This window comes from Streptomyces sp. NPDC021080 (assembly GCF_044333225.1).
Lineage (GTDB): Bacteria > Actinomycetota > Actinomycetes > Streptomycetales > Streptomycetaceae > Streptomyces.
In genome coordinates, this window is sequence record NZ_JBIRQM010000001.1 from 282,710 (window position 1) to 303,725 (window position 21,016).

Here is a 21,016-nt window from a genome sequence, read left to right on the forward strand (position 1 = left end):
AGGCACCAACTGCCCGGGACGAACGGGAGAGACGTGGTGCACATACCCACCAGGACCTTTGCCGCGGCCTGCGCGCTCGCGGCGGCACTCCTTGTCGTCGCGGGCTGTGACGGCGGTGGCGGCGGCACGGCGCCGAACGGATCCACCGGCGGCGAGGTGCTCCTCCAGCCCCTCGCGGACCAGGGGCCCGACCCCTTCACGGCGCCCACCGACACCACCCCCGCGACCCGGCCGCCCGTCACCCGAACGCCGCAACCGTCGGCCACCGTCACCCAGGGGGTGCGCTCCGTCTCGGGCGCCGCACCGGGCCTGTACGGCGGCACCCGGAACGCCGGCAGCTGCGATGTCGGGAGACAGATCCGCTACCTCGCCTCCGACCGGGCCAAGGCCCGAGCCTTCGCCGAACTCTCCGGCATCTCCCCGGAGTCCGTCCCGGACTATCTGCGACAGCTGACCCCGGTCGTGCTGCGCGCCGACACCGGCGTCACCGACCACGGATTCGCCGCCGGAGCCGCGACCGGCTTCCAGGCCGTGCTCCAGGCCGGTACGGCCGTCCTCGTCGACGACCGGGGCGTGCCCCGGGTCCGCTGCGCCTGCGGCAACCCGCTGGGCCGGCCCACCGTCATCGACGGGAACCCGGACACCCGGGGCAGGCCCTGGAGCGGGTACCGGGCCGCCCAGGTCGTCGTGGTGACGCCGGCGCCCGACGTGATCACCGACTTCACGATCGTCGACGCGGGCGACAACACCTGGATCGAGCGGCCGGCCGGGTACGAGGGCCACCGTCACGACCACGTCGTACCGCCGCCCCCGGACCCGGCCCCGAGGCCGCACGGCTCCGCTTCCGCGCACGAGCCCTCCGCCGACGCCTCGCCGGGCGGCCGGAGTCCGTCCCCGGACGCCTCCGCCTCCGCCTCCGACTGCCCCACGCCCACCGCGACGGTGACCCCGACGCCGGGAACCGGCCGGGGCACCCCGGACGAGAGCGCCGGACCCGGCACCGCGCCCACCGGCGCTCCGACGGACGGCGCCGTCATGGACGTGGCCGGACCGGGTCGCACCGCGCGCTCGAGCCCCGAGCCCTCGCACTGCCCCGGCGCCACGGTCACGGCACCGCCGACGACGCGGCCCGGGACCAGTCCGGCCCCCTCGGACGGGACCACGGTCCCGCGGCCGGACCCGTCCGCCCCCGACCGCTCCGGCTCCCCGGAGCCCCCGTCCCCGCAGGTCCCGTCCGACGATCCGGGCACCCCCGGCGAGGACACCGTCCCGGACAGCCCCGAGGCTCCCGACGGCGGCCTGATCCCCGACGGGCCGACCGGTCCGGACAGCGTCTTCGACGTATCGGCCGGTGCCCCCGGCACGTGAACGCCGTCCTCTCCTCCCAGGGCCCGGAACCCGGCTGCCCAGAAGTCGAACAATCGGGCAAATGCTGGCATGGTGGCCCCATGGTTGATCGGGGAGCGAGCGCCCTGTCACTCCCGGACGACTGGCCCGCCCACCCGGATCCGATCCTGGCGCTCAACCGCATGGGCAGCTTCGACTGGGACCTGGACACCGGTCTGATGCAGATGGACGCCCAGGCCCACGAGGTCTTCGACGTGCGCCCGGACGAATACGACGGACATCCCGGCACCCTGGGCATGCGTGTCCCGCCGGCCGAGTCGCGCCGGCTCGACACGATGGTCTCCCACGCCCTCAAGGACGGCAGCGAGAACTACGGCGCCTACTTCCGCATCCGCCGCCGCGACGGCGCCCTGCGCTGGACCCACACCCAGGGCTACATCCGCCGCGACGAGAACGGCCGGCCGCGCCGCATCATCGGCATCGTCCGCGACGCCACGGCGGAGCTCGACGAGAGCGTGGCGCGCCGTGACCAGGCCGCCCAGCACGAGGTACGGCGCCAGCAGACCAGCGTCGTCCAGCTGACCACGGCCGCGCTGGCGCACGCCGTCACCGTGCAGGACGTCATCGACGTGCTGCAGGACACCCACGGGCTCACCCATCTCGGGGCGGCCAGCCTGGTGATGGGCCTGGTGGAGGCCGGCCGCATCCGCATGGTCGCCACCGGCCCCGAGCACAGCTACGTCCCCGGCACCCGGATCACGCGCCTGGACGCGCAGTACCCGATGAACGAGGTCGTACGGACCCTCGTACCGCACTTCATCGAGTCGCCCGAGGAGTTCGCCGAGTCGTATCCGCTGCTGTGGCCGAACATCACCGATCTGAAGATCACCTCGGCCGCCTATCTGCCGCTCATCGTGCAGGCCCGCCCCATCGGCGCGATCGGCCTGCTCTACAACGACCGGCACGGCTTCTCGGAGGACGAGCGCAACGTCCTCGTCGCCCTCGGCAGCAGCATCGCCCAGAGCCTCCAGCGGGCCATGTTCTTCGAACAGGAGAAGGACCTCGCCCAGGGCCTCCAGCAGGCCATGCTGCCGCGCTCCATCCCCAGCGTGAGCGGCGCCGACATCGCCGTCCGCTACCGTTCCGCCTCGCTCGGCCGCGACATCGGCGGCGACTGGTACGACCTGATCCCGCTGCCCGGCGGAAGGGTCGGCGCCGTCATCGGCGACGTCCAGGGCCACGACACCCACGCGGCCGCCGTCATGGGCCAGCTGCGCATCGTCCTGCGCGCCTACGCGGCCGAGGGCCACACCCCGGCCACCGTGATGGCCCGTGCCTCGGTCTTCCTCCACGAACTCGACACCAACCGCTTCGCGACCTGCCTGTACGCCGAGGTCGACCTGTCCACCGGAGTGACCCAGCTGGTCCGGGCGGGCCACATCGACCCGCTCGTCCGGTACACCGACCGGACCTGTCGCCGGCTGCCGGTGGAGGGCGGTCTGCCGCTCGGCCTGTCCGCCGAGTTCGGGCGTCTCGAATACCCCGTGGCCATCATCGAACTCGAACCCGGCCAGACCCTGTTGCTGTGCACCGACGGGCTCGTCGAGGAACCCGGCGTCGACCTCGACGACGGCATGCACACGCTCAGGGAACGCGTCCGCATCGGCCCGGACGACGTGAGCGATCTCGCCGACCGGCTCATCGACATGGCCGAGGCCCGCGGCGGGGACGACGACGTGGCCCTGCTGCTCCTGCGCCGCCACGGCGGGGGCGACCAGCGCTCGGGCGGACGGCTCCAGCAGCATGTGGCGCCCGGAGACCCCGAGGCGCTCAGCTCGGCCCGCCACATGATCCGGGCCGCCGTCCGCGCGTGGGGAGCCCGGGACCGGGCCGACGAGGTCGAGCTGGTCGCCGACGAACTGATCACCAACGCCCTCATGCACACCGAGGGCTCGGCCATCGTCACCCTGCGCGTCCTGGCCGGATCCGAACGCAGACTGCGCGTCGAGGTCGAGGACTCCTCCAGCGCGCTGCCGCGGCGCCGCGAGGCGGGCGAGTCCGGTGTCTCGGGCCGCGGACTGCTCCTCGTCGACCGCCTCACCGACGTCTGGGGCGTCGAGGCGCGCGGCGGCGGCAAGGTCGTGTGGTGCGAGTTCATGATCCGGGAACGGAGCTGATCCCGGGCGTCGCCGGTGCCGGACGGCACCCCGGACGCATGCCGGAACTGCCCGGGGCCGAAGGCCGGCACCCAGGAGCGGCTCCCCGCGTACGCCGTCGAGGCCCCGGAGCGGATTCCCGGCGTGGCCAGGCGGCTGCACGAGGCACCGCGCGGCACGCTCACCGAAGCGGTGGAGCGCTCCCACGGGCCGGCCACCGGGCGGCTGAAGGCGGAGAGGAGGAGCGGTCTGCGGGTGCACGGGAGAACGGGGGAGGCCTGTCCGGTGTACGGGGACGCCGTCCGCGAAGTCTCCTTCGGCGATTCCCCGTCGCCGTACTGCCCGACCTGCCGGACGGGCGGCGAGCCGCCGGCGGACCGGCGGATGTCCCGGCTGCTCACGTGGGCGGACCCTCGGTGACCCGGGCGGCGAAACGGGCCCGGGTCAGGGGGAGTTGAGCGTCACGAGGTGTTCGCCGTCCGCCGTGCGCACCTCGAACCGGCGGATCTCGTCGGTCTTCATCGACGAGCCGCCCTGCATGGTGATGGCGGCGTCGTTGTGCGCGGGCTCCATCCAGCTGGTCACCGACTGCTCCGAGCCGTCCTTGCCGATGGCGACGAGCTCGCAGGAGCGGGGACCCTTGGCGTCCTTGACCGCGACCTCGATCTCGCTGCCCCAGAGCCGTTCCCGGGTGGTCACCTGGGCCCAGACCCCGGTCTCCGCGTCGGTCCTGGCCATCTGGCTCGACGGGGGGCCGTCCGCGACGACCCTGTTCGAGGGGGAGTCGTGGCCCCCGACGAGCGTCAGCGCGGACCCGCCCGCGGCGAGGGCCACGGAGGCCGCCAGGGCGAACAGCAGGCGCCTGCGCCCGGCCCGGTTGCGGGTGGCCACCTCGCCGAGCAGCCGGTCCAGCAGTCGCGGCCCGGGGGTGGCGAAGGGGTGCACGCTGCGCGGTGTCGACCGGCGGTAGAGCATCAACTGCCGTGTGGCGGGCCGGTATTCACTGACGAATGCCGTGCACTCAGCGCACTCCACGAGGTGGTCCTCGAAGCGGAAGGCTTCCGCCTCGCCGAGTACGCCGAGCGCATAGGCGCCGACGTCGCGATGCCGTTCCAGGGACCTCATACCGAATACCGAATCCTCGTGGCGTTGGTGCGGACTGTGAGTGGTGTTGCTGTTGCCCACGGGTACGCATCAGACCGTCGAATCACTCAAGACACGTCAGGAATCGGGGTGAAGACATTCGGAGCGCGGGTCCTCGCGGATTGGTGCGAGCCCGGGAAAATTGTTCCCGGCCCGGTCGGAGCCGCCGCCGGGGAGCGATCCGGGTCCGGTCGGGCCGCCGCCGCGGCGCCGTCCCGGAGCGCCACGGCCGTCGTCAGAAGAGGTGGATGGCCAGATGGCCGAGCGGCAGGCCCAGCCGCCAGGCCGCCGTCCACACCTTGGGGCCGTCGTCCTCACCGGGCACCGAGCCCTTGCCCGGCACCGCGTCCAGGTCCGGAGCGAGCAGTTCCGTCTCCTCCAGCCACCGCCACGCCGCGGACGCCAGCTCCAGATCGGGATCGGGCGCGACGGATCCGGTGGCCTCGGCCGCGCGCAGCTCCAGGTGTTCGCGTACCCAGGTGTGCCAGGGCTGGTCGTACGCCGTCAGCGAGAGCCAGGTCTCCAGCTGGGTGATGACCCGGATCCCGGAGAGTTCGCCGCCGCTGTCGGACAGGAAGATCGTCAGCGCGAGGGCGTCGCGCCCGGCGCGGAACTCGAAGGAGGTGGGCGGCATCAGGTCGCCCGTCCGCAGCAGTTCGTCGGCGATGTACTCGGCGTACAACCAGGCCATGGGGACGGTGAGTTCGCCCCCGCCGGTGCCGTCCGTGCTCTCTTGCCCTCTGTGCAGCATCCCTTCCTGCCTTCCTCCGGTGCGTGCGCGTCGCCCGACCCCGGGCCCCAGTCCGGAACACGGATGAGGCAAGCTGATTGCTCAACCATGGTCCTCAGCAAGGCGCTTTACGGAGGTTTGACCAAGCGATCGGTTTCACCGCAGGTCGGCCGCGTATCCCGGAAGGACCCGGCGCAGGGCGCGCAGCGCGTAGTACGCGCGGGACTTCACCGTACCGGGTGGAATTCCCAGTGCTGCGGCGGCCTCCGCCACACTCGCCCCTTGGAAGTACACCAGCACCAGGACTTCACGGTGTTCGGGAGTGAGTGTCTTCACAGCCTCCCGCACATCGAGCGTCGCCGCCGACCGTTCGGCGTGATCGGCGCAGACCCGCGCGTTGTCGAGGACCGCGTCCCCGACCTCCGGGGGCCGTGCCTGCCGGGCCCGCCGCGCGTCGATGGCCAGCCGCCGTCCCACGGTCAGCAGCCAGGGCCGTACGGAGTCGAAGTCGTCGGCGCGCAGGGCCTCGGGGTGCTGCCAGGCGCGTACGAAGGTCTCCTGCACCAGGTCCTCGGCGCGCTGGCGGTCCCCGTCGGACAGGCGCAGCAGCAGGGCGAAGAGGGGGCGGCCGTGCTCGCGCTGCAGCGCGGCCAGCTCGTGCTCGGCGGTCGTCCTGGTGGTGATGGTGGTGGTTCCGGCCGTCATGGCGTGTATGTCAGCGCCCCGGGCTCCGCGCGGACAGGCCGGGGACAGGGTTGTGCGGTGGGCGGTCGAAGCGGTCGGTGAACGGTGCGCCGAACGGTCGGCCGAGGTGGAGCCCCTGATTCCGGGGCGGCCGTGTCCGTACTCCCGTTCGCCCGGCGGGCAGGCCGGTGAGCGCCGGACGGGTGAGCCGCGGTGGTGTCTCCTTGACTGCCGACGGCCCGTGTACGTGGATGCGTATCAATTAGTAATTAAATGCGACCGCATGGGGCCCGGCATGATCACACGCGCGCGACAGATCAATCTGGCCCTCGCGGCCGCCCTCATCGCGGCCGCGGTGATCAGCCGGGCCCACGACACGCCCGGTCCCCACCGTCTCGGGCAGCCCGGCCCCGCCGCCGCCCGCGGCTTCACCCTCGTCGCCGCCGGCGACGTCCTGCCGGACAGCTCGGTCCTCGAACGGGCCGGCTCCGACGCGTCAGGCGCCGGATACGACTTCCGGCCGATGCTCGCGGGCGTCCGGCCCCTCGTCCTCGGCGCCGATCTGGCGCTCTGCCACATGCGGACCGTGTACGACACAGGCGGCGCCCCCACCGGCACGTACGCCTTCAAGTCCCCTCCCCAGGTGGCCGAGGGGCTCGCCGCGACGGGCTACGACTCCTGCTCCACCGCCTCGAACCACACCCTCGACGACGGTGCCGACGGTGTCCGGCGCACCCTGGACGCACTCGACCGCGCGGGCGTGCGGCACACCGGGTCGGCCCGCAGCGCACCGGAGGCGAGCGCCGTCACGCTCATGCGGGCGGGCAGCGCCCGCGTCGCCCACCTCGCGTACACCGACGGCACGAACGGGCTCCCGCTCCCGCCGGGACAGCCCTGGGCGGTCGGGCGGATCGACCCCGCCAGGATCGTCGCGGACGCCCGTGCCGCCCGGAGAGCGGGCGCCGACGTGGTCGTGGTCTCCCTCGACTGGGGCACCGAATGGCAGGACCAGCCGGACGAGCGCCAACTCGGCCTGAGCAGACAGCTGACGGCCTCCCGCACCGGCTCCCGCCCCGACATCGACCTGATCCTCGGCACCCGCTCCCATGTCCCGCAGCCGTACGAGAAGGTCAACGGCACCTGGGTCGTCTACGGCACGGGTGACCAGATCGCCGGCGAGATGTACGACGACCAGGGCGTCCAGGACCCGCGCGGCGACCAGGGCACCCTCGCCCGCTTCACCTTCTCCCCGCCCGCCCGGCCCGCACGGCGATGGGAGGTGACGAAGGCCGAGTCCGTCCCGCTGGCCTTCGACCTCGACGCCGGCCGGGTCGTCGATCTCGACACCGCGCTGGAGCAGGGCGCCGACGTCGGCGCCGTACGCGACCGCATCCGCGGCGTCGTCCTCGGCAGGGGCGCGGGCCGGGAGGGACTCGTCATGGCCAGGTGACGCGGGACCCGGACCGGTCCGGACGACCGCGGCACGAACATCCGGAGCCCCTGCGGCGCGGACATCCGGACGCCTTACGGCACCACCGTGACCGGCCAGCGGCCCGCCTTCACCAGCCGGATCGCCACCGAACCGACGATCCGGTGCCCGGCCTGCTCGGAGGCCCCGACCACCACGGCGTCCGCCTTCAGCTCGTCCGCGGCGGTGACCAGACCGTTGTAGGGGTCGCCGCGGAAGGTGTGGAACTCCCAGCGCACGTCGAATATGTCCTTCACCCGCTCGGCGGCGTCGCGGATGTACTGGATCAGATCCTCGGCGATCTCGTCGGTCGTCTCCGCGACCGGCACCCCGAGCGCCGCTCCCGCCGCCATCACCGGCTGGACGTAGACCACGGCGAGCAGCGCCCGTTGCCGCCGCGCGAGCCCACCGGCGTACGCCGCGGCGCGCAGCGAGGAGTCGGAGCCGTCCACACCGACGACGATGACCTTGGGACCGTCCGTCCCGCGTTCGAACCGATGCGCGTGCTGCTCTTCCGTCACGGCTGCGAGGCTATCGGAACCCGCAGGTCCCCCGGCCGCGGGGGAGCGGCGCCGATCCGCTCGACGGGCGGGGCGCCGCCGCTCTTCCTACAGTCGGAACCATGAGCGCCACTGTGGAGGCCCGCCCGCCGAAGACCGCCAGCGGCCCGCCACGGCCGCCCCGGACCGGCTTCCTCAGCAAGGTGCCCGAAGGCTTCGCCGCCTTCTTCGCCGCCATCGGTCTGCTCTGCACCCTGCTCGCCTTCGTCCCCCCGGTGCGCGCGGTGCTGCGCCCGGTCGTGCGCTTCCTCGACCTCCTGATCATCCCGGTCAGCGCCAACCTCGCGTACGCCGTCTTCCTCTTCCTGCTCGCCGCCGCGACGGCCGCCCGCAAGAAGATCGCCTGGTGGCTCGTGGTCGTCTACCTCGGGCTGCTCGTCCTGACCGACGTCCTCGGCGTCGCCGCCGGCCTGTACGCCGCCTCGATCCCCTCGCTGATCGTCTGCGGGCTCCTGCTCGCGCTGCTGATCGTGGCCCGCCGGGAGTTCTACGCCGACTCGCGGCGCGCCGCCGTACGACGGGCCCTGCTCGTCCTGGTCACCGGGCTCGTCGTGGCGATCCTGCTCGGCTGGGGCCTGGTCGAGCTGTTCCCCGGCACCCTGGTGGAGGGCCAGCGGCTGCTGTGGGCCGCCAACCGGGTCTGCGGCGGACTGGTCTCCGGACGCTCCTTCGACGGCCGTCCGCCGCACTGGCTGTTCTTCGTCCTCGGCCTGTTCGGCGCTCTCGCCCTCCTCAACGCGGCCACCACGCTCTTCCGCTCCCAGCGTCTCGTCGCGGCCCTGCACGGCGACGAGGAGTCCCGGATCCGCGCCCTGCTCCAGGCGTACGGCGGAAACGACTCCCTCGGTTACTTCGCCACCCGCCGCGACAAGGCCGTCGTCTTCTCGCCCAGCGGCAAAGCGGCCGTCACCTATCGCGTCGAGGCCGGAGTGTGCCTCGCCAGCGGGGATCCCGTCGGCGACCGGGAGGCCTGGCCGCACGCGATCGCCGCCTGGCTCGACATCGCCCGCCGCTACGCCTGGGCCCCCGCCGCGATGGGCGCCTCCGAAGAGGGCGCCAAGGCGTTCGCGCGCTCCGGGCTGGGCGCCCTGCAGCTCGGCGACGAGGCGATCCTGCACGTCGTCGGCTTCGACCTGTCCGGCCGCGACATGCGCGTCACCCGGCAGGCCGTCAACCGCGTCAAACGCTCCGGCGCCACCTGCCGGGTCCGCCGGCACTCCACCCTGTCCGACAGCGAGATGGAGGAGATCGTGGGCCGGGCGGACGCCTGGCGCGACACCGAGACCGAGCGCGGCTTCTCGATGGCCCTCGACCGGCTCGGCGACCCCGAGGACGGCGACTGCCTGCTCGTCGAGGCGATCGGCTCCGACGGCAAGCTCCTCGCGCTGCTCTCCTTCGTGCCCTGGGGCCGCGACGGCATCTCCCTCGACCTCATGCGCCGCGACCGCAGCGCGCCCAACGGCGTCATGGAGTTCATGGTCGCGGAGCTGTGCGCGGTCGCCGGGCGGTTCGGCGTCCGGCGCATCTCCCTCAACTTCGCCGTGTTCCGCTCGGTCTTCGAGGAGGGCGCCCGCATCGGCGCGGGCCCGGTGCTCAGACTCTGGCGCAGACTGCTGCTGTTCTTCTCCCGGTGGTGGCAGCTGGAGGCCCTCTACCGTTCCAACGCCAAGTACCACCCGGAGTGGTACCCGCGCTTCATCTGCTACGGCGACACCGGCGCCCTCGCCCGCATCGGCCTGGCGTCCGCCATCGCCGAGGGCTTCGTCTCCGTGCCCTCACTGCGCAGCCTGTGGGGCAAGGGACACGCGAAGGGCGGACCCGCACCCGCCACGACCGCGGGGCTGCCGTCCCTGGCGGCCCTCGGCCTCGACGCGCGGGACGGGGCCGAGAGCGGCGCCGCCGGCACGGGCCTGCCCGACCAGGTCCGGGTGCGGCACCGCAAACTCGACCGGCTGCGCGCCGAGGGCACCGACCCCTACCCGGTCGGCATCCCGCCGCGCACCCATGTCCTGGCCGAGGTCCGCGGCGGCGAGGACGTGACCGTCGCCGGACGCGTGATGCTCGTACGCGACTTCGGCGGCATCCTGTTCGCCGTGCTGCGCGACTGGTCGGGCGACCTGCAGATCGCCCTCACCCGGGGGGAGTCCGGCGCCGCGCTCGACCGCTTCCGGCAGGTGATCGACATCGGCGACCACATCAGCGCCGACGGTCTCGCGGGTGCGAGCGACTCCGGCGAACCCACGGTCTTCGTCACCGCCTGGCAGCTCACCGCCAAGTGCCTGCACCCGCTGCCCGACAAGCGCAAGGGCCTCGCCGACCCCGAGGCCAAGGTCCGCCGCCGCTATCTCGACCTGGTGTCCAGCCCCGCCGCCCGCGAGGTCGTACGCGCCCGCTCCACGGCCGTCCAGGCGCTGCGCCAGGGGCTGCTCGACCGCGGGTACCTGGAGGTCGAGACCCCGATGCTCCAGCAGATCCACGGCGGAGCCAACGCCCGGCCCTTCACCACCCACATCAACGCCTACGACCTGGACCTCTATCTGCGCATCGCGCCCGAGCTCTACCTCAAACGCCTGTGCGTCGGCGGCATGGAGAAGGTGTTCGAGATGGGCCGCACCTTCCGCAACGAGGGTGTCTCCTACAAGCACAACCCCGAGTTCACGATGCTCGAGGCGTACCAGGCCTTCGCCGACTACGACGTGATGCTCGACCTCGTCCGCGAGCTGATCCAGGGCGCCGCGACCGCCGCGTTCGGCGCACAGATCGCCCGCAAGGGCGGCGTCGAGTACGACATCTCCGGGGACTGGCCCGTCAAGACGGTGTACGGCGCGGTCTCCGAGGCGCTGGGGGACGAGATCGACGCCGACACGAGCCTGGAGAGGCTGCTGCGGCTGTGCGACCGCTCGGGCGTGCCGTACACGGTGGACGACGGACGCGGCGATGTCGTCCTGGAGATGTACGAACGTCTCGTGGAGGAGAAGACCGAGCTCCCCACGTTCTACAAGGACTTCCCGACCGACGTCTCCCCGCTCACCCGGCAGCACCGCACCGATCCGCGGCTCGCGGAACGCTGGGACCTCGTCGCCTTCGGCACGGAACTGGGCACCGCCTACTCGGAGTTGACCGACCCGGTCGAACAACGTCGCAGGCTCACCGAGCAGTCGCTGCTGGCCGCCGGGGGAGACCCCGAGGCGATGGAGCTGGACGAGGACTTCCTCGACGCGCTGGAGTACGCCATGCCGCCCACCGGCGGGCTCGGGATCGGCGTCGACCGGCTCGTCATGTTCCTCACCGGTCTGACGATCCGCGAGACACTGCCGTTCCCGCTGGTGCGCCGCCGCTGACTGGGCCGGGCGGGTGCATTCAGGGGGCCACACCGGTGTTGTTCGGCCGGATGTCCCTTCCCCCGGGTGACTGATTAATCATGAAAAAGGATCAGCTGATTACTCGGCGTCGAGCGTTGATCGCCGGCGCCGCTGTCCTGGGTGCGGCCGGGGTCGCGGGCACGGCCCGTGTCCTGACCGCCGGACAGGCCGCGGAGTCGGCGCGGAGCCTGCCGCTCTCCGGCCCGCAGGCGTCCGGTGCCCTCAAGCCCTCCGCCTACCGCCTCCAGCCGCTCGCCGGGTACGGCCCGCCGCCGCAGAGCGCGCAGTTGCGGACCCTCGTCCGGGACGAGCCCTTCATGCGGGTGTCCGGGCGCGGCCGCACGATGGTGCTGACCTTCGACGACGGCCCCGACCCGCACTACACCCCCGAGATCCTGCGCACCCTGCACGAGTACGACGTGCATGCCATGTTCTTCGTGTGCGGGGTGATGGCCGCCGACAACAAGGACCTGCTGGGAGAGATGGCCGACGACGGACACATCGTCGGCAACCACACCTGGAGCCATCCGCTGCTCACCAAGCTCTCGCGCTCCGCGATCCGCTCGGAGATGGAGCGCACCAGCGAGGTCATCGACGATGCCTGCGGCGAGCCGCCGACCTGGTTCCGGGCGCCGTACGGGGAGTGGAACCGTGCGGTCTACCAGATCGGTGCCGAACTCGGCATGGAACCACTGTCCTGGACGATCGACACGCTCGACTGGTCGCGGCCGGGCACCCGCGCGATCGTCGGCACGGTCCAGAAGCAGGCCGCCCCGGGTGTCGTCGTCCTCCAGCACGACGCGGGCGGTGACCGCTCGCAGAGCGTCCAGGCACTGCGCACCTATCTCCCGCGCCTGCTGAACGCCGGCTACCGCATCACGGTGCCGCACCGGAAATACGCCTAGAACCGAGAGGGCCCCGCGCACGAGGTGTCGCGGGGCTTTCGGCCGGGGCGGCCGGCGGGAGGTCGAACGCCTCTTCGGCCGGCTTTCGCGCGCCCGGCCCGGAAACGCTCAGCGCACCTCGGAAAGGCGCGCGAAAACCACGACGTTCCCGTCGTATCCGTGCTGCTTGGAAAAACCGCCTCCGCACGTGATGACACGCAATTCGGGGGTGCCCTTGCTGTTGTACACGCGGTCGCCGGGAAAATTGGACTTCGCGAAGACCTCGATGCCGTAGATCTCGAACACCGCGGTCTTCCCGTCCTTGCGCAGGACCTCGACCTTGTTCCCCTTCTTGAGCGCCCCGAGTCCGTAGAAGACGGCGGGACCCTGCATGTTGTCGACATGGCCCACGATCACGGCCGTGCCCTTCTCGCCGGGCGAGACCGCGCCGGTGAACCAGCCTGCGAGATTCGGGTCGTCGGGCGGCGGCGCGTCGACCCATCCGTCGATGTCCAGGCCCACCGGCATCACCGGGGCGTCGACGCGGATGGCCGGGATCCGCACCCGGTCGACCACGGAGTACGGTAGCGGATCCGGCGTCTTCGAGAACGTGGCGCCCGGCGTGCGGCTGTCCGCCGCGGCCGCCGAGGCCGGCTGCGGGGGGCCCACGTCGAACTCGCCGGAACCGTTCCGAATGAGGGCGAGGCCGGTCAGCAGAACAAGCGCTATCACGCCCCAAGGAGCGCGCTTCCTCTGCCGCTCCTCCTCTTCGGCCAACTCGGACGCAGACATTCGCAATCCCCTCTCGACGCGGCCGTCGCCTCGTCATCCGCGCATATGAGCACGCTAATGGCAGCAAGGCCGCCCGGCGACGGGGCGCAGGCGAACGGGTGGCCGGGAGAATGCCTCGTGCGCCATCCGAGTTGCCGTGACCAGGAATTTTCCGACAGTCCGTGACCTGCGGCAATATCCGATTGTATGGAATTCCTTCGGCGTGTCCTCTCACCAGGACGGACCATTCCCGAAATGCGGCCCCGTGCACGGCATCTGAGGGTCTGACTGGGAGGCGCTTTCTCGCCGATCCACCGGGGACGGTTCCCGGGGCGCCCCCGCGGAGGAACACATGCGTACTACTCGTGCCCTGGCGGTGTCCGCCGCCGCGGTCGCCGCCGTGGGGCTCGCCGCCCCGATGGCCGCGGCGTGGAACACGCCGAGCAACATCGTCGCGCAGCCCAGCGTCATCGCCCGCGGCGGTCAGCTGACCGTGACCGTCGACGGGTGCCCGAGGGGAGGCACGATGACCTCTCCCGCGTTCCGTCAGGCGAAACTCTCGCCGCTCCTGGGCAGCCGCACCGAGTCGTCCAGCGGTACGGCCACCATCAACCAGGACGCCCGCCCCGGCTCGTACGACATCACCGTCAACTGCGAAGGGACGGGCCCGCTGACCCGCCCGGCCGCCTTCACCGTCATCGGCGGTGTCCGCGGCGGTCTCGGCGGCAGCAGCACCACCGGCGCCACGCCCACCGACATGGCGATCGGCGGCGGCCTGGTGGCCGCGGCGGCCGCCGGCGGCGGGGTGTTCTGGATGCGCCGCAGGTCGGAACGGCACATCTGACCGTTCCGCCGGCGAGCGGCCGGTCCCGCACCCTTCGGAGGCCGGCCGTCCGCAGCGCGGGGCGCACACGAGGGTCCTTCGCGCCGGACCCGCCCGACCGGGTCCGGCGCGAGGGGCTCTGTCGCTGCGTCAGGTCTCGTCGGCGGAGGTGCGCCGGCGGGACAGGTACCAGGCCGCGCCGACGGAACCGGCGATGAGCGCGGTTCCCATCCCGATCTCCTTGAGGTCGAAACCGCCGACACTGCCGCCGACGCCGGCCCGGACGCCCCGCTGCAGGGGCACCGGGGTCGGGGTGAAGGGTCGGCCGCCGGCGATGGTGAGACCGGTGCTGCCGCTCGCGCCGCCGCACGAGAACGTCACGTCGTACACGGCCCCGGGTCTGGCGTCCCGGTCGACCGTGGCGGTGGCCGAGGACCGCCCCGGCGGGATGGTGACGGTGTCGAAGACCCCGGAGGTGACCGTGGCGGTGCCCCGGCATCCGCCGTCCCGCTTCAGCAGCAGCGACACCTGGCCGCCCGCGGCGACGGTCGACGGCTGCACGCTGAAGGAGAACGGGGTGATCGGGGCGAAGCCGTGGTCCCCGTCCCCGTCACCGGCCACGGCGGCGGGTGCGGCGAAGGCCAGGGCGGCCACGCCCAGCAGTGCGGCCGAAGCGACGCGTATCGCGCGCATGGTGATCCTCCAGGTCCCCGAGGAGCCTTGCTGCGGACTGTTTCCGCTTGCGCCAGAAATGCACCTCGACGATCGAAACGCTAGAAAAGGGCGAACAGGGGCGCGATCCCAGTAGCGCGAACGGGGCAATCGCGTGGGCCGTTCGAGGGACGCGGTGCGTGCGTACGGGGGACGCGCACGGCGTGGCACCCGTCCCCCGTCCATCGGGTCTCCCCGGCCGGCACGTCACCCGGGAAGGTGCGGGAACAGCGTCGTGAAGGGTTCCGCCGACGCCGTGATCCCGCGGCTGTAGGGCGAGTCGAAGTCCCAGATCAGGAAGAGCAGGAAGGCGATCAGGGCGGAGAACAGCCCGGCCAGGACCAGTTCCCGGGCGGTGCGCCGGATCTGCAGCGCGAAGATCATCCCGACCGTGACCACGGCGCCGGTGATCAGCCCGAACCACACCACCCCCGGCATGGTCGCCCCGGTGGAGTCGGCGCGGGCGCTGCGCGCGGTGTCGGCCGCCGTCACCTGGTCGAGGAGCGGCTGGTAGGCCTGCGCCTCGAAGTCCGACTTCGGCTGGTAGTCGGTGACGTCGTGCCGGACCCGGTCGAGGAGCCGGCCGCCCTCGTCGGTCACCCGGCCCTGCTCCGTCATGGCCTTCCACTCGGTGGTGACCACGTGGTGGACGTACGCGTCGACGTCACCGCGGATCCGGTCGCGGACGTCGGGCGGGTAGACCCGGACCCGTTCGGAGATCTCGTGCAGGGCCTGCGCCTCCGCCTGCACCTGGTTCTGGGCGCTGCCGCGGGCCTCCCAGACGCCGGCGATGGCGAGCCCGAGGACGATGGCGTACACCACGCCGATCATCATCGTCATGTACTCGATGACGTCCGGCGTCTCGGTGGGGTCCTCGTCCTCGCGGGCCCTGCGATGGCGTACGAGGGTCACGGCGAGGACCACGAGGCACGCGGCCGCCATCGCGAGGGCGAGAACAAGCCAATCCGACACAGAGTGCCTCCAGGGGTCAGCGCGGGCGCAGCGCCGCGACGGCGAGCACCGCGGGCGCGGTGATGAGCAGGGTGAACGAGACCAGTGACGGACCGCCGCGGGGCGCGTGCTTGTGCGGCGGGGTGCGGTACGCCGGATAACTGACCGGAACCGGCGCCGGAGCGGGACGCGCGCTTGGTGCCGGTGGGGGCTTCGGCGTGGGTCTCGCCGCCACGACCGGAGCCGGCCGCGGCGGCAGGGGCTTCGGCTTCGGCGGCGGGGGCGGTGGAGGCGGTGGAGGCGGTGGAGGCGGCGGGGGTGGAGGCGGCGGCGCGGGTTTCGGCGCGTGGGTGGGTGGAGGGGGCGGCGTCGGTTTGGGCGTCGGTTTGGGCGTCGGCTTCGGCGGAGGCGGCGGCTCGGGAGCTGGCGGGGCAGGTGTGGGGGTGGGGGTCGGCGGGCAGGGCGGCGTCGGGGCCGGGCAGCGGACGGTGTGTCCGGCGCCGGCGACCGCCCCGTCGCCCGCCACGGCCACCGCGGTGATCCCGTCGCCGCCCGGACCCGTCGAGGCGTACGCGCAGGCGTCGGCCGCGGCCGTTCCGCCCGGCGCGCCGACGAGGAGCCAGGTGAGCGCCGTCAGCGCCAGTACCCGTATGACGAGGGCGGACCGGGTCCGCTGGGGTGCGTGCACGACGGAGATCATGGGGTGCGAGGGGCCGGGTCACGCCGAAGTGTCCTGGATTGGCCACGAATTGGGTACCTCGGGCTCCCGATGGCTTGACGCGCGGAGCCGAGGGACCGGGATCTCGGTCGAACATGTGAGCGACCGTGATCGAACGCGCCACAGACTTCCGAAAGAAATTTGAGGCCCGTTTGAACACTCCTGCACCTCCCGCCCGTACCTAGGGCCATGCGCGGCGCTGCAGGGCGCTGCAACACTTATGCGAACAGCGGGAGTTACCAATGAAGACCTCCTGGCGGAGCGCCTCACTCGTAGCGTCAGCTGCGGCCGTGCTGGCGCTCACGACGGCGTGTGGTCAGGAAAACGCTTCCACGGGTACCCAGAACGTGGGTGCCACCGCGGCGGCGGGCGGTTACGGGAGCAGCACCACCGCGGGTGCGGGCAACGGCTACGGAGCCGATTCCAAGGACCAGAGCGCCGCCGCCAAGCCGGAAGCCGCGGGCAAGCTCACCGTGGCCGAGAGCGTCAAGCTCGGCAAGGTGCTGACCGACGGTGCCGGATTCACCCTGTACCGCTTCGACAAGGACACCGCCGAGCCGCCGAAGTCGAGTTGTGACGGCGCCTGCGCGACCGCCTGGCCGCCCGTGCCCGCCGAGGGTGCCGAGGCCGCCACCGGTATCGACAAGGCGCTGCTCGGCGAGGTCACCCGCTCCGACGGCTCCAAGCAGCTGACCATCGGCGGCTGGCCCATGTACCGCTACGCCAAGGACACGAAGGCCGGTGACACCAACGGCCAGAACGTGGGCGGCACTTGGTTCGCGTCGGCGCCCGACGGCAAGAAGGCCACGCTGGCCGCCCTCCCGGGTCTGTCGGTCCGCAAGGACCCGAAGCTCGGTGACATCGTCGTCGACAAGAACGGCATGACGGTCTACCGCTTCATGAAGGACCAGGCCTGGCCCGTCTCGAAGTCGGCCTGCACGGGCGCCTGTCTGGAGAAGTGGCCCGCGGTCGCCCCGGTTCCCGCCAGCGACACGAAGGGCGTCCAGAAGAAGGGCCTGATGGGCTTCACCCGCCCCGACGGCGTGAAGCAGATGACGGTCAACTGCTGGCCGATCTACACCTTCTCCGGTGACAGCGCTCCCGGTGACACCAACGGTCAGGGCGTGGGCGGCACCTGGTACGCCGTCTCGCCCGACGGGAAGCCGGTCGGCGCGGCCAAGTAGGTCGTCGACACCCCACGGTCGACCGGCCAGAACGAACGCGCCGCCAAGGGTCCGCCCCCTCCACCGGAGGGGGCGGACCCTTGTGCGTCCGGCGCCGGCCGGGGCGGGCCCCCGTGCGCCCGGTGCCGGGCGAGGCGTTCCGGCCGTCGCCGGAACGTGAAAGATCCGGGCTGTGGCCCGGATGTGAAAGAACGCCCCGGCCCGGCGGGGGACTTGGCCACGCTTCGTGACTCCGCGGAGCTTTTTGGAACGCTTCGCAATGATTTCGCGGAGGCGGTGAGTGGCGTGCGCCGTATACGTTCGCAGTTGCCAATTGGGCACGTGCCCGAGGCAGTGACCTGGAACGGACGGTCAATTTCCGGTTTGACTCGCTCCTTTGGCGGGCGATCAGTAGCCTCAGCTCGAACACCGGATCGTCCGTGCCGTCGCCTACGCCTTGGAGAGATAGATGGAGCGTCCCGCCTGGGCCCCTCGCAGCATTGACATCTCAGTGCCGAGCGTGTCCCGGATATACGACTACTACCTGGGCGGTTCGCACAACTTCGAGGTGGATCGGGAAGCGGCGCGCAAGGCGATGGAGTCCATGCCGGGCCTTCCCAAGATCATGCAGGCGAACCGGGCGTTCATGCGCCGGGCCGTCCGCCACGCGGCCGTCGAGGGCATCGACCAGTTCCTCGACATCGGCTCCGGCATCCCGACGTTCGGCAACGTCCACGAGATCGCCCAGGCCGCCCGGCCCGGCGCACGGGTCGTCTACGTCGACCACGACCCGGTTGCCGTCGCACACAGCCAGGCCGTCCTGCGGGACAACGAGAACGCGGACGTCGTCGCCGCGGACCTGCTCAAGCCTCAGGAAATCCTGGTGAGTCACCAGGTTCAGCGGTTGATCGACCTGAAGAGGCCGGTCGCCCTGCTTCTCGTTGCCATACTTCACTTCGTGGAAGACGCGGACGACCCGTACCGGGCGGTGGCCGAACTGCGCGACGCCCTCGCGCCGGGAAGCATGCTCGTCGTCACGCATGCCTCGTTCGAGGGAATTCCGCTCCTGCGGGAGCAGGCCGAGGGCACGGTCGACGTCTACAAGGACATCCGCAACCCGCTGATCATGCGCACGCGCGAGGAGATCGCGCGGTTCTTCGAGGGGTACGACATGGTGGAACCCGGACTGGTGCCGATGCCGGAATGGCGGCCCGACACGGCACCCGAGGACGAGGATCCCTATTCCTTCTCCGGGTTCGGCGGCGTGGGACGCAAGGCGTGAGCGCCGAGCCGGACGGGCCGGAGGACAGACTGCGCCGGTTCGCGACGATCTGGAGCCGGGCGGTCTTCCCCGTCACCTCCACCTCGCTGACCCGGCCGGAGTTCGAGGAACAACTGCTGCCGCTCGCGAGGCGGCTGAGCGAGGCCCTGCGGGCCCGGACCTTCGAGGCCGCCGAGGGACGGAGCGTCGGCGCCGCGCTCGTCGCCGCGCACTGCACCGATCCCGAGGCCCTCAGCCGGGCCCTCGACTGCGTCGACGCCTACCTGGTGCTCTACTGCGGCGAGGACGGTCCCAAGGAGGCGCTGCGGACCCGCTCCGCGCGGCTCCAGCACGCCATCGCCGCCGGATACGCCGAGGCGCTGCGCGAGCGGACGCTCGCCGAGCAGCAGGCCATCTCGCAGGCCGCGCTGACCGCGCGCAGCGCCGTCGCCGAGGCGCTGCACGACAGCGAGGCCCGCTTCCGCGCGGTGTTCGAGGGCGCGGCCATAGGCATCGGCATCGCCGACCTGGACGGCAACATCCTCCAGGTCAACGGAGCCCTGCTGCGGATGTTCGGCGGCTCCGAGCAGACCATGCGCGGCCGCAAGGTCACCGAATGGACGCACGCCGAGGACGCCCCTCAAGTATGGCGTCTGTACGAGGAGTTGGTACGCGGCGAACGCGAGCACTACCACGTGGAGAAGGCGTTCTACCGCCCCGACGGCACCGCCCTGTGGACCAACCTGACGGTCTCGCTGCTGCGTGACGCGGACGGCGCGCCCCAGTACCAACTGGCGCTGATGGAGGACACGACCGAGCGGCGGCTGCTCAATCTGCGGCTGCGCTACGAGGCGACCCACGACGCGCTCACCGGACTGCCCAACCGCACCCTGTTCTTCGAGCGACTGGAGAAGGCGCTGGCCGCGGGGGAGGGCCAGCGCTTCGGGCTCTGCTACCTCGACCTCGACGGCTTCAAGACCATCAACGACAGCCTCGGGCACGCGGCCGGCGACCGGCTGCTCGTCGAGGTCGCCGACCGCCTCCAGTCCTGCGCCACCGCGCCCGGTGAGATGGTCGCCCGGCTCGGCGGCGACGAGTTCGTGGCCCTCACCACCGGCCCGGACACCGAGCGCGAGGTCGACGAGCTGGCCGGGCGCATCATGAACGCGCTCGTCACCCCGATCAGCATCGACGGCCGTGACCTGACCGTGCGCGGCAGCGTCGGCGTCGTCGAGGGCCCGGCCGGGGAGCGCGGCGCCGCCGAGGTGCTGCGCAGCGCCGACATCACGATGTACCGCGCCAAGTCCGCGGGCGGCAACCGCTTCGAGCTGGCCGACCCCGAGGCCGACGCCCGCGCCATCACCCGCAACGGACTCACCACCGCGCTGCCCGCCGCCCTGGACCGGGGCGAGTTCTTCATCGAGTACCAGCCGCTGGTGCACCTCGGTGACGGCAGTGTGCGGGGCGCGGAGGCGCTGGTGCGCTGGCTGCACCCGCAGCACGGGGTCCTCGGACCCGACCGTTTCATCCCGCTCGCCGAGCACACCGGACTGATCGTGCCGCTGGGCCGCTGGGTCCTGGAGCAGTCGGTGCGCCAGGCCCGCAGCTGGCAGGAACGGAACTCGGACGCGGGCCCGTTGCGGGTCAACGTCAATCTCTCGCCGTGCCAGCTGACCCATCCCGGGCTGGTCCAGGACACGGTCGACATCCTGGAGCGTGAGGGTCTCGACGCCCGGGCGCTGTGCCTGGAGGTCACCGAGTCCGCGCTGATCGGCGCGGACGACGACCTGCTCAAGCCGCTGCGCAGGCTCGCCGAGATGGGCGTCGACATCGCGCTCGACGACTTCGGCACCGGTTACTCCAATCTCGCCAACCTCCGCCGGCTGCCCGTCAGCATCCTCAAACTGGACCGGTCCTTCACCCAGGGCATGCAGCAGTTCCCGGCGGATCCGGTCGACCTCAAGATCGTCGAGGGCATCGTCTCGCTGGCCCACAGCCTCGACCTGGCGGTGACGGTCGAGGGCGTGGAGACGGGCGCGCAGGCCGAACAGCTGCGGATCCTGGGCTGCGACACCGCCCAGGGCTGGTACTACGCCCGTCCGGGCCCGCCGGAGCGGCTGCACGAACTGGCGCTGGTCGACGCGGTCGGCTGAACCCGTCCGCGCGGCGAGGCCTCCCCGGGCGGGGGCGCGCCGCGCGGGGCGGGCGTCCTGAGCGCACGGCACGCCTCGCGCCCGCGGTCCTCCGTATGTCTCATGGACGGGGAGCACCTTCCACCTATGGA

17 protein-coding genes and 1 pseudogene are annotated in these 21,016 nt (G+C 72.0%); 10 read left to right on the forward strand and 8 right to left on the reverse strand.

Annotated features, from left to right (window positions below; all coding sequences use genetic code 11):
• Positions 1-33 precede the first annotated feature (33 nt).
• From ACH4S8_RS01185 to ACH4S8_RS01195, 3 genes and pseudogenes are all read left to right on the forward strand, one after another.
• Positions 34-1,368 (forward strand): DUF6777 domain-containing protein, encoded by a 1,335-nt coding sequence (locus tag ACH4S8_RS01185; RefSeq protein ID WP_398389705.1) that lies wholly within the window; start codon positions 34-36, stop codon positions 1,366-1,368.
• An 80-nt stretch (positions 1,369-1,448) separates the two neighbouring features.
• Positions 1,449-3,524 carry a SpoIIE family protein phosphatase gene (locus ACH4S8_RS01190; protein WP_398389707.1) on the forward strand — a complete coding sequence of 692 codons (2,076 nt, stop codon included), beginning with the start codon at positions 1,449-1,451 and terminating at the stop codon, positions 3,522-3,524.
• Positions 3,525-3,641: 117 nt separating this feature from the next.
• Positions 3,642-3,923, forward strand: a pseudogene (locus tag ACH4S8_RS01195) (Fpg/Nei family DNA glycosylase); the annotation flags it as partial.
• A gap of 24 nt (positions 3,924-3,947) precedes the next feature.
• Here the strand turns inward: ACH4S8_RS01195 and ACH4S8_RS01200 are convergent.
• From ACH4S8_RS01200 to ACH4S8_RS01210, 3 genes are all read right to left on the reverse strand, one after another.
• The gene (locus ACH4S8_RS01200; RefSeq protein WP_398389709.1) at positions 3,948-4,628 is read right to left on the reverse strand and encodes an anti-sigma factor family protein; all 681 of its coding nucleotides are present in this window, start codon (positions 4,626-4,628) and stop codon (positions 3,948-3,950) included.
• A gap of 253 nt (positions 4,629-4,881) precedes the next feature.
• The gene (locus ACH4S8_RS01205) at positions 4,882-5,397 is read right to left on the reverse strand and encodes a hypothetical protein (RefSeq protein ID WP_398389711.1); all 516 of its coding nucleotides are present in this window, start codon (positions 5,395-5,397) and stop codon (positions 4,882-4,884) included.
• Positions 5,398-5,532: 135 nt separating this feature from the next.
• Positions 5,533-6,081 carry a sigma-70 family RNA polymerase sigma factor gene (locus tag ACH4S8_RS01210; RefSeq protein WP_398389713.1) on the reverse strand — a complete coding sequence of 183 codons (549 nt, stop codon included), beginning with the start codon at positions 6,079-6,081 and terminating at the stop codon, positions 5,533-5,535.
• A 274-nt stretch (positions 6,082-6,355) separates the two neighbouring features.
• Here ACH4S8_RS01210 and ACH4S8_RS01215 point away from each other — a divergent pair, with 274 nt between their 5' ends.
• On the forward strand, positions 6,356-7,510 hold the full coding sequence (locus ACH4S8_RS01215; protein ID WP_398389714.1) for a CapA family protein: 1,155 nt from the start codon (positions 6,356-6,358) through the stop codon (positions 7,508-7,510).
• A gap of 74 nt (positions 7,511-7,584) precedes the next feature.
• Here ACH4S8_RS01215 and ACH4S8_RS01220 read toward each other — a convergent pair whose 3' ends face one another.
• Positions 7,585-8,049 (reverse strand): universal stress protein, encoded by a 465-nt coding sequence (locus tag ACH4S8_RS01220; RefSeq protein WP_389399799.1) that lies wholly within the window; start codon positions 8,047-8,049, stop codon positions 7,585-7,587.
• Between the two features lie 101 nt (positions 8,050-8,150).
• On the opposite strand from ACH4S8_RS01220, the gene lysX reads away from it, so the two are divergent.
• Both lysX and ACH4S8_RS01230 read left to right on the forward strand, forming a co-directional pair.
• On the forward strand, positions 8,151-11,429 hold the full coding sequence (gene lysX, locus ACH4S8_RS01225) for a bifunctional lysylphosphatidylglycerol synthetase/lysine--tRNA ligase LysX (protein WP_398389717.1): 3,279 nt from the start codon (positions 8,151-8,153) through the stop codon (positions 11,427-11,429).
• Between the two features lie 80 nt (positions 11,430-11,509).
• Positions 11,510-12,355 carry a polysaccharide deacetylase family protein gene (locus ACH4S8_RS01230; protein WP_398389719.1) on the forward strand — a complete coding sequence of 282 codons (846 nt, stop codon included), beginning with the start codon at positions 11,510-11,512 and terminating at the stop codon, positions 12,353-12,355.
• A 108-nt stretch (positions 12,356-12,463) separates the two neighbouring features.
• Here the strand turns inward: ACH4S8_RS01230 and ACH4S8_RS01235 are convergent, their stop codons facing one another.
• Positions 12,464-13,126, reverse strand: a complete 663-nt coding sequence (locus tag ACH4S8_RS01235) for a class F sortase (protein ID WP_398389721.1) — start codon at positions 13,124-13,126, stop codon at positions 12,464-12,466.
• A 331-nt stretch (positions 13,127-13,457) separates the two neighbouring features.
• On the opposite strand from ACH4S8_RS01235, the gene ACH4S8_RS01240 reads away from it, so the two are divergent.
• A complete protein-coding gene (locus tag ACH4S8_RS01240) occupies positions 13,458-13,949 on the forward strand; it encodes a hypothetical protein (protein WP_398389723.1) in 492 nt (163 codons plus the stop codon).
• A 129-nt stretch (positions 13,950-14,078) separates the two neighbouring features.
• Here the strand turns inward: ACH4S8_RS01240 and ACH4S8_RS01245 are convergent, their stop codons facing one another.
• The 3 genes from ACH4S8_RS01245 to ACH4S8_RS01255 all read right to left on the reverse strand — a co-directional run bounded on the left by ACH4S8_RS01245 (position 14,079) and on the right by ACH4S8_RS01255 (position 15,825).
• Positions 14,079-14,621, reverse strand: a complete 543-nt coding sequence (locus tag ACH4S8_RS01245) for a hypothetical protein (protein WP_398389724.1) — start codon at positions 14,619-14,621, stop codon at positions 14,079-14,081.
• A gap of 225 nt (positions 14,622-14,846) precedes the next feature.
• Positions 14,847-15,611, reverse strand: a complete 765-nt coding sequence (locus tag ACH4S8_RS01250; protein WP_398389726.1) for a hypothetical protein — start codon at positions 15,609-15,611, stop codon at positions 14,847-14,849.
• Positions 15,612-15,627: 16 nt separating this feature from the next.
• Entirely contained in the window at positions 15,628-15,825 is a 198-nt protein-coding gene (locus tag ACH4S8_RS01255; protein WP_398389727.1) for a hypothetical protein, read from the reverse strand.
• Between the two features lie 725 nt (positions 15,826-16,550).
• On the opposite strand from ACH4S8_RS01255, the gene ACH4S8_RS01260 reads away from it, so the two are divergent.
• The 3 genes from ACH4S8_RS01260 (at position 16,551) to ACH4S8_RS01270 (ending at position 20,885) form a co-directional block, all read left to right on the forward strand.
• The gene (locus tag ACH4S8_RS01260) at positions 16,551-17,492 is read left to right on the forward strand and encodes an SCO0930 family lipoprotein (RefSeq protein WP_398389728.1); all 942 of its coding nucleotides are present in this window, start codon (positions 16,551-16,553) and stop codon (positions 17,490-17,492) included.
• 448 nt (positions 17,493-17,940) lie between these two features.
• Positions 17,941-18,753 carry an SAM-dependent methyltransferase gene (locus tag ACH4S8_RS01265; protein ID WP_398389729.1) on the forward strand — a complete coding sequence of 271 codons (813 nt, stop codon included), beginning with the start codon at positions 17,941-17,943 and terminating at the stop codon, positions 18,751-18,753.
• Entirely contained in the window at positions 18,750-20,885 is a 2,136-nt protein-coding gene (locus ACH4S8_RS01270; RefSeq protein WP_398389731.1) for a putative bifunctional diguanylate cyclase/phosphodiesterase, read from the forward strand. The genes ACH4S8_RS01265 and ACH4S8_RS01270 overlap by 4 nt, the downstream gene beginning before the upstream one ends.
• The last annotated feature ends 131 nt before the right edge of the window (positions 20,886-21,016 follow it).